The sequence below is a fragment of the Ferrovibrio sp. genome, assembly GCF_035304305.1.
Taxonomy (GTDB): Bacteria; Pseudomonadota; Alphaproteobacteria; order Ferrovibrionales; family Ferrovibrionaceae; genus Ferrovibrio.
On sequence record NZ_DATGQG010000056.1, the window covers coordinates 1 to 2,938 of the forward strand.

Annotated in this window: 3 protein-coding genes and 1 pseudogene; 1 reads left to right on the plus strand and 3 read right to left on the minus strand. The window is 67.2% G+C overall.

All coding sequences use genetic code 11. The annotated features are described in order from the left end of the window. The coding region (locus tag VKZ87_RS07385; RefSeq protein ID WP_414655634.1) for a hypothetical protein at window positions 1-249 on the plus strand (249 nt) is incomplete at its 5' end. A gap of 136 nt (window positions 250-385) precedes the next feature. Here VKZ87_RS07385 and VKZ87_RS07390 read toward each other — a convergent pair. From VKZ87_RS07390 to VKZ87_RS07400, 3 genes and pseudogenes are all read right to left on the minus strand, one after another. After that, window positions 386-1,513, minus strand: coding sequence for an acyl-CoA dehydrogenase family protein (locus tag VKZ87_RS07390; RefSeq protein WP_264148513.1), 1,128 nt, complete (start codon window positions 1,511-1,513; stop codon window positions 386-388). Between the two features lie 11 nt (window positions 1,514-1,524). Continuing rightward, entirely contained in the window at window positions 1,525-2,715 is a 1,191-nt protein-coding gene (locus VKZ87_RS07395; RefSeq protein WP_264148512.1) for an acetyl-CoA C-acyltransferase, read from the minus strand. Window positions 2,716-2,800: 85 nt separating this feature from the next. Next, window positions 2,801-2,938, minus strand: a pseudogene (locus VKZ87_RS07400) (3-hydroxyacyl-CoA dehydrogenase); the annotation flags it as partial.

A 2,938-nucleotide genomic window follows, 5' to 3' on the forward strand; every position in this document is an offset into this window, starting at 1 on the left:
AGCAAGCTCTACGTCGAAGACAGCAATACGGCCAAGGCGGCTCCGAGCTACGCGCTGTTCAACTGGCAGGCGCGTTTCGAGCAGAGTCTCGGCGCCCTGACGTTCAATCAGGTGCTGCGCATCGACAACCTGCTGGATCGCGAATACATCGGCTCGGTGATCGTCGGCGACGGCAACGGCCGCTTCTACGAACCCGGCCCAGAGCGTGCCTGGTATGTTGGCGCCGGAGTGCAGTACCGCTTCGATTGATCCGGCCAGGCCACCGCAACGGTGGATCGGTGAAGCGCGATCCACCCTACGTAGGGGGGATGTCGCCTTCTACATCCACCAATCCACCAACGCGCCGGCGCAACGGGAAACACCCTTTAATTCGCGCCGAAGCCGCCTACAGACTGCGCGCAATTACCATCCGCTGCACGTCGCTGGTGCCCTCGTAGATCTGGCACACGCGCACGTCCCGGTAGATGCGCTCGACCGGGAAGTCCTTGAGATAGCCGTAGCCGCCGAGGGTCTGGATGGCCGCCGAGCAGACCTTCTCGGCCATTTCCGAGGCGAACAGCTTGGCCATCGAAGCTTCGTTCAGGCAGGGCCGGCCGGCTTCGCGCAGGCTGGCGGCGTGATGCACCATCTGCCGCGCCACGGCGATCTGCGTAGCCATATCGGCCAGGCGGAAGGACACCGCCTGGTGCTCGATGATCGGCTTGCCGAAGGTCACCCGCTCGCGGGCATAGTCGCGCGCGGCCTCGAACGCGGCGCGGGCCATGCCCACCGACTGGGCGGCGATGCCGATGCGCCCGCCTTCCAGATTGGCCAGGGCGATGCGATAGCCCTCTCCCTCCTCGCCCAGGCGCAGCTGGGCCGGGATGCGCACCTCGTCGAGCTGGATCTGGCAGGTGTCCGAGGCGTGCTGGCCGAGCTTGTCCTCCACCCGCACCACCGAGAATCCCGGCGTGTCGGTGGGCACGATAAAGGCGCTGATGCCCTTCTTGCCCGCCTGCGGATCGGTCACGGCGAAGACGATCACCATGCCAGCATGGCTGCCGGAGGTGATGAATTGCTTGGCTCCGTTAAGCACATAGTGGTCGCCATCACGGCGCGCGCGGGTGCGCAGGTCGCTGGCATCCGAGCCGGCCTGTGGCTCGGTGAGGGCGAAGGCACCGAGCATGCGGCCCTCGGCCAGCGGGCGGAGGAAGCGCTCCTTCTGTTCCTCGCTGCCGTACTTGAGGATCGGCATGCAGCCGACCGAGTTGTGCACGCTCATGATCGTCGAGCAGGCGCCGTCGCCGGCAGCCACTTCCTCCAGCGCCATGGCATAGGCCAGATGGCCAGTCTCGGCACCTCCCCACTGCTCCGGCACCAGCATGCCCATGAAGCCCAGCTGGCCCATTTCGGCAATGGCCTCGGCGGGAAAGCGGTGTTCGCGATCCCAGTCGGCGGCAAAGGGTTTCAGGCGTTCCTGGGCGAACTGACGGGCCGCGTCCTGAATCTGCAGATCCTGTTCCGATGGCAGCATCACAAGGCTCCTCAATACAGTTCGATGGCGACGGCGGTGGCTTCCCCGCCGCCGATGCAGACCGAGGCCACGCCGCGCTTGCCGCCATGCTGCTGCAGCGCCGAGAGCAGCGTGACCAGGATGCGCGCGCCGGAGGCGCCGATTGGATGGCCCAGCGCGCAGGCGCCGCCGTGCACGTTGAGCTTGTCGTGAGTGATGGTCAGTTCGCGCATGGCCACCATCGGCACCACGGCGAAGGCTTCGTTGATCTCGAACAGGTCGACCTCGTCCAGCGACCAGTCGATGCGCGTCAGCAGACGCTGGATAGCCGCCACCGGCGCAGTGGTGAACAGGTTCGGCGCCTGTGCGTGGCCGGCGTGCCCGACGATCCGCGCCAGCGGCGTCAGGCCGCGCTCCTGGGCTTCGGACAGACGCATCAGCAGCAGCGCGGCGGCGCCGTCGGAAATGGAGCTGGCATTGGCCGCGGTCACCGTGCCGCCTTCGCGGAAAGCCGGCTTGAGCGTCGGGATCTTGTCCGGACGGGCCTTCGGCGGCTGCTCGTCGGCCTCGACCAGGTGACGGTCACGGCCGTGCGGTGCCTCGACCGCGACGATCTCGCCGGCAAAACGCCCCTCGGCCATCGCCTGCTGGGCGCGGCGCAGCGACTCCAGGGCGTAGGCGTCCTGTTCCTCGCGACTGAAGCCGTAGCTCTGCGCGCAGTCCTCAGCGAAGGTGCCCATCAACCGGCCGCGCTCGTAGGCATCCTCCAGGCCGTCGAGGAACATGTGATCGAGCACCTGACCATGGCCCATGCGATAGCCGCCACGGGCGCGCGGCAGCAGGTACGGTGCATTGGACATGCTCTCCATGCCGCCGGCCACCAGCACGTCGCTGCTGCCGGCCAGCAGTTGGTCATGGCCGAGCATCAGCGCCTGCATGCCCGAGCCACACATCTTGTTCAGCGTGGTGCACTGCACCGCCTGGCTCAGCCCGGCGCCCAGCGCCGCCTGGCGTGCCGGCGCCTGGCCCTGGCCGGCCTGCAGCACGCAGCCCATCAGCACCGTGTCCACCGCCTCGGGCGCCAGACCCGCGCGCTCCAGAGTCGAACGAATGGCGGCAGCGCCCAGTTCGGCGGCCGAAAGGCCGGCCAGATCGCCGAGAAAGCCGCCCATGGGCGTGCGCACCGCACTGACGATAACCACGGGGTCGAGTTGTTGTTTCATGAATGTCACCTGCAAATCGCGTAGCCGGATGCAATCCGGGAAATCGCTGTAAGTCCTCCCGGATTGCATCCGGGCTGCCAGTCCGTTATTTCGCTGCCATGCGCAGCGCGCCGTCGAGGCGGATCACCTCGCCGTTGAGCATCGGGTTCTCGACGATGTGACGTACCAGCGCGGCGTACTCATCGGGCCGACCCAGGCGCGGCGGAAATGGCACATTGGCCGC

Coding starts and splice junctions, on each gene's coding strand:
- VKZ87_RS07390 (WP_264148513.1), bottom strand. CDS start 1,513: ATGCTGCCATCGGAACAGGATCTGCAGATTCAGGACGCGGCCCGTCAG.
- VKZ87_RS07395 (WP_264148512.1), bottom strand. CDS start 2,715: ATGAAACAACAACTCGACCCCGTGGTTATCGTCAGTGCGGTGCGCACG.